Source organism: Streptacidiphilus pinicola, assembly GCF_003258295.1.
In the GTDB taxonomy this organism is placed as follows: Bacteria; Actinomycetota; Actinomycetes; order Streptomycetales; family Streptomycetaceae; genus Streptacidiphilus; species Streptacidiphilus pinicola.
In genome coordinates, this window is the sequence record NZ_QKYN01000107.1 from 1 (window position 1) to 5,004 (window position 5,004).

Genomic DNA, 5,004 nt, shown 5'->3' on the forward strand with positions numbered 1-5,004 from the left:
GGCCTACTGCCGGGCCCTTGCTGGGCGCGCTCGCCGCGGCCGGGTGATCGCCGTGGTGTGGGTCGGTGTCCCGGACTCGTTCAGGGCGCCCGGGTCCGGGCTTTCGACGTGCCAGCACGCGCTTCCGGCACAGACGCACCTTGCGTCACGACCCGGCAGGCGGTGGGTCGACGACGCCGACGACCACCGGATTTACCCAGGTACACGGAAGAGTCACGGATTGCTGTCGCGTGGGTGCGACTCGGCCGGCGCCATCTACACCGGCTTGAACGCCCTATGAGACCCAGCTCGGTGGCGGGCGGGATGCGAACCGTTTCTTCTACCGATGCCGATGGCTGTTGCGTCAAAGGTGGCGGCCCACGTGACTGCTCCGCTCGTCCGGCGCCCCGGCTCGCCGTGGATGGCTGTTCCGCCCGCCGGCGCCCGCGGGTGCCGCACGGGGTGTCGCGCGGTTCCCCGTGCGACGGTGTTGGCTTGCGGTGACGTCCACCGGCCAGCTCGGCGCGGTTTGCATCGTCCATTCGGGCTCATCCGGCCGATCCCTTTGGCTGACCCCCGCCGCGGCGCCGGGGGTGTCCGCTCGGGATCTCGGCGTCGGTGGCTAGGGTCAGATCTGACCCGTCCTCAGTGTCGGCTGGAGGAACAGTGTCCCAGCTCCTGGCCTCCCACATGGGCTCCTCATCAACGGTGCCCTCGTCCTCTGTGAGTCCTTCCCCCAGCCCTGGCCCGACCCACCCAGTGATCTCCGGGGGCCAGACGTGGGGCGTAGTGGGTATCACCGCAGGCATGATCTTGCTGATTGGCGTCGTGCTGGTGTGGGCGAGGTGGTCTGGTGCCGCCAAGTCGCAGCGGGTGGCCAAAGAGAGTGTCGTGCGCAGTTGGATCGCGCTGAGTCTGGTGACCGGGCTGCTGATTTTTTGCGCGGTCGCGTTTGCCATCGACGACTCTCCCCTGCGCAGCACGTTGATGGGTGCGCTGGCGGCCGCCGTCGGCTCGGCGACCGCGTTCTACTTCTCCTCGAAGTCCACCGAGCAAGCGCAACAGGCCCAGAAGGACCTGGTGAATGCCACCGTCGGCACCGAGACCGTGCCCAAGCTGGTCGGGAGCACCCAAGAGAAGGCGGCCCAGGCCCTGGGGACCACCTCGCTGAAGCTCGTGACCGCTCAGTCCTCGATGCCGCCGGGTGGGGAGAAGGTGGTGGCGACCCAGGATCCCGTCGAGGGCGCCGAGGTAGTCAAGAACACGCCCGTGACCGTCACCTACGGCCCAGGCCCGCAGGCCCAGGTTGCCCAGGAAGGGTCGTTCTGGCGCAGGCTCTTCCGTATCGGCGGGCGAGCCAGGGTATCCGTCGGGAGCCGGAAGCCCACGGACACGGCGGCCGGGCTCTGACCGGCCGGGCCTTGGGCGAACCCGCATCGGCCGTCGCAGGGGGTGTCGCGTCGATCTTGGAATGGGTGTCGCATGGGGTGTGGCACGGGTGTCGTGCGACGCCTTTTACCTGCGATGACGTCAGAGATGCGTGCTGGGGGCTGATGCGTGCGACACCTGGCCCTGGCCCCGCGCCCAGCTGTCGCCCCGCGGTCGGTCTGGGTGATGCTCATCTGCTTCCGACGTCTGGGCGCCGTCGTGGGTCGGTAGCCTCTGTCGAATGACCGAGGGCGTTGACACCTGGATGCGGCTCGCTGGATTGCTGCCACCGGCCCAGGCCGAGGAGTTCAAGGACTGCTGGGCCATCGGCGAGCAGGAGGCTGGACTGGGTCTGCTCGTTTCCGGGATCCTGAGCAACGAAGTGGCAATCAGCGAGACGGTCCGCGCCCAACTCTCGGTGCTCGCGGAGACATGGGGTGGGAGAGAGGCGCTCGCGCCCCGGATCCGCCATTGCCGCGGCGATGGCCAGCCGGCCTCCGCTGTGACCCTGATCGAGCAGGACGACGCTCTCGTCAGCGGAGAAACGGTCCAGGCCGACCGTTCCCTGGCTGGCCTCGTCCTGGTGCCGTGGATCGGCTGCAGGCGATGCGGCGAGGCCCTGATGCGCGTCCACATTCGCGAGGACTGGGGCGGTCTCTCATACCTCGCCGAGCACTACGCGATCACTACGCCGGCCCGCACGGCCGTCGTCCGGCTGTTCCCCACCGACGCGGCCGACAAGGCATTCATCAGCCTCCTTCAAGCGTGTGGCCAATCGTCGACCAGCACTGATTCCACGGGCGTCACGCCATAAGAAACGGCGGCCTACGTCCATTTCATGCCAAGTTGGGTGAGTTGGGCTGCTCGTTCGGTGGGGATGGTGGCTCGCCGTGCTCGGCTGTTGCCGATGAAGAGTCCCAGGGAGACCTCGGCGATGGTTGTTTCACCGGTGGTGTCGTCGTGGAGGGTGATCTCTTCCTTGTGTCCGCGGGGTGGGTTGAGGTGGCCTTCGCGGGCGCGGTATTGGGTGGCGGCCAGCAGGTTGCGGGCCTCTTTTTCTGCGTGGGTGACGGGACTTTTGGGGCGTTCCTGGTCGGTGAGGGGGTGGAGTCTGAGGATGTGTTGGCACATCCACCGTTGTGCGGGTCCGAGCTGCTCCCAGCGCAGTTGTTGGGTGCGGGCCCATGCGGTGAGGTCTTCGCCCTGGACCGCGATGCTGCCGGGCTGTGCGCCCAGCAGGACGCCGCCGGCCTGGATGTGTCGTCGTGCGAGGGTGAAGTTGCGTTGCCAGTCGGGGGTCCAGTGGGTGGGGCACCAGGCGGGGTCGATGGTGTCGTAGGCGGCTTTGCGTTCCGGGCTGAGGGCGCCGGTCCAGTCCAGGTTCTGCTCCCCGGCTTCGGCGCGGCGCTGGAGCGCTTCGGTGCGGCGTTGGGCGGTGCGGGCGTTTTTCATGATGGTGCCGACGGGGAGGCCGTTCCAGATGGCGTCCGCTGGTGGGCAGGCGTGGCCGTGTACATGGGCGTAGCCGGCGACTGCGGTGAGGTTGTCGGTGAATGCGGTGTCGAAGTGGCTCCACACGAAGCCCTGCTCGTTCAGCAGGGAGACGCGTTCGTTGTCGAGGATGCCGGCGGTGTTGTAGCGGCGTTGGTCGGCCACCCACACGCCGAGTCGGTGTCCGGACGGTGCGGTGTAGGCGTAGGGCACGCGCACGTCGCCGTACGCGGCCTTGTAGAGGAGCAGCTCGGCGAGTCCTCGCCGGAACTCGGCGCGTTCGGGTTCCAGGACGCGGGTGGTGATGAACGCGGCGATGGTGGCGGGGTCGCGGCGGGTGGAGAACCTCAGCAGTTCCCGCTCCCCGGCCGCCGAGCCCTGCGTGCCGCTGCGGGGCTCCCGCTGGGGCCGGCGGGTGGATTGCGGCATCGCCAGGCGCTCGATCGCGGCGGCGTCGTGGGACCGCAGCGCCATGAGGATCTTCGACAGGCCGTTGTAGGCGCGCGAGGTCAACAACTGGTGATCCCCGCTCTCACCCGGCCCGAGCAGGATAGGCACCACGATCGTGGCGACCTTCCCACTGCCGGGCTGCATGCGTAGGGCGCGGCCGACGGCTTGGACGAGGTCGATCATGGAGCCGCGGACGTCGGCGAAGTAGACGGCGTCGCAGTGGAAGGTGTCCACGCCCTCGGCGAGGACTTTGACGGAGGCGAGGATGTGCCGCTGGAGGCGCCACCCGTCTTCGCCGATCAGTGACGCGAACTCCTCGAGCGCCGTTTTCCGCTCGGCGGGGGTGTGTGCGGACTCCAGCCATGTGGTGCCGATCTGCCCTGGCTGCGGGTACAGTGCGGGGTTCTGCTTCCACAGGGTGCGAGCGATCCCCGGCAGGCCGGTGCTCATGGCCCGTGCTTCGGCGACCCGGTGGTGGAACGACAGGACGCGGCCCAGGTCCCATTCGGCGGCGGCGGTGAGCACGGCGGTCTGCAACGCGGCGAGGCGCGCCCCGCGGTACTCCACCGAGCGGTCGTCCAGGCCGCGTTGGTCCAGCTCGTGCAGCAGCGGGTCGTGGACGTCGACGCACAGGATCCGGTAGGGGGCGATGACGCCGTCGGCGATCGCTTGCCCGAGGGGGTAGTCGTGGGCGATGGGACCGAACAGGGTCTCGTCGTCCATGCTCGCGATCAGCTCGGTCTCCTGGATCCCGGCCGCCGCCTCGGCTGCTCCCCGGCCGGCCGCCGCCCTGGCTGCTGGTGTCTGCTGTTGGGCTTGTTCGCGGGTTTGCCACAGTCTGGGGGTGGCGGTCATGAACAGACGTCGGTCACTTGGGATTTTGGTGTTGTCGAGGATTGCTGCCCAGGGCCGTCCGGCTGAGCCGGAGACGCGGTGTGCTTCGTCCACGACCGTGAGGGACCAGGCGGGTAGTCCGGCCTGGTGGGCTTGTTCGAGGTAGCCGAGCCCGAGCGAGTGGTAGGTGGCGAAGACCGTTACACGGCCGGGGCCCTTCGTCCAGGCTGCCAGCTCGGCCGGATCGGTGGTGCAGCAAATACCCGGTGGCTGTTCGCTGGCTTGCAGGGAGCACAGACCGAGCATCCGCCCGCCGCGCTCTTCGGCCTGCCATACGCTCACGGTCTGCTCCAGCAGCGGGAGCGAGGGCACCAGGACGAGGACTCGCTCGGCGTGGAGACGGGAAGCGAGGTGAACCGCCGTCAGGCTCTTGCCCGACCCGGTGGCGGCGCGGATCTGGCAGCGCAGTCCCTGCAGCGGCACGATCCCTGACGTGGGCACGGTCAGCAGGCGCACCGCGGCGTCACACGCCTCCTTCTGGTTCGGACGGAGTCTCTTCACGTGTTCCTCACCCTTTTCACCCGCATTCCGGCGACTTTTCCGGTGAATTCTTCCGCACGCCAAGATATCCAATTCAGCGCCCGAAAGAATCTCACGAATCTACCTGACTATCCCAGAGTCTAGCGTCTCACAATTTTTGATGCAGGCAACCGCTGAAGCCCCGTCACACTCCACCCCGAATCGAGTGACCCACCGATCCACCCAAGGCGCGAAGCGCCCCACCCCCTCTCAGGCCAGCCATCCCGCCACCCACCCGTCGGG

The 5,004-nt window shown here is 68.2% G+C and carries 3 protein-coding genes; 2 read left to right on the forward strand and 1 reads right to left on the reverse strand.

Going from position 1 to position 5,004, the window contains the following annotated elements:
• Positions 1–786 precede the first annotated feature (786 nt).
• Entirely contained in the window at positions 787–1,389 is a 603-nt protein-coding gene (locus tag DN069_RS26140) for a PASTA domain-containing protein (RefSeq protein WP_165845641.1), read from the forward strand.
• Positions 1,390–1,648: 259 nt separating this feature from the next.
• Positions 1,649–2,221, forward strand: a complete 573-nt coding sequence (locus tag DN069_RS26145; RefSeq protein ID WP_111504898.1) for a hypothetical protein — start codon at positions 1,649–1,651, stop codon at positions 2,219–2,221.
• A gap of 11 nt (positions 2,222–2,232) precedes the next feature.
• Here the strand turns inward: DN069_RS26145 and DN069_RS26150 are convergent, their stop codons facing one another.
• On the reverse strand, positions 2,233–4,743 hold the full coding sequence (locus DN069_RS26150) for a DEAD/DEAH box helicase (protein ID WP_111504900.1): 2,511 nt from the start codon (positions 4,741–4,743) through the stop codon (positions 2,233–2,235).
• Between the last annotated feature and the right edge of the window lie 261 nt (positions 4,744–5,004).

Coding starts and splice junctions, on each gene's coding strand:
- DN069_RS26140 (WP_165845641.1), top strand. CDS start 787: ATGATCTTGCTGATTGGCGTCGTGCTGGTGTGGGCGAGGTGGTCTGGT.
- DN069_RS26145 (WP_111504898.1), top strand. CDS start 1,649: ATGACCGAGGGCGTTGACACCTGGATGCGGCTCGCTGGATTGCTGCCA.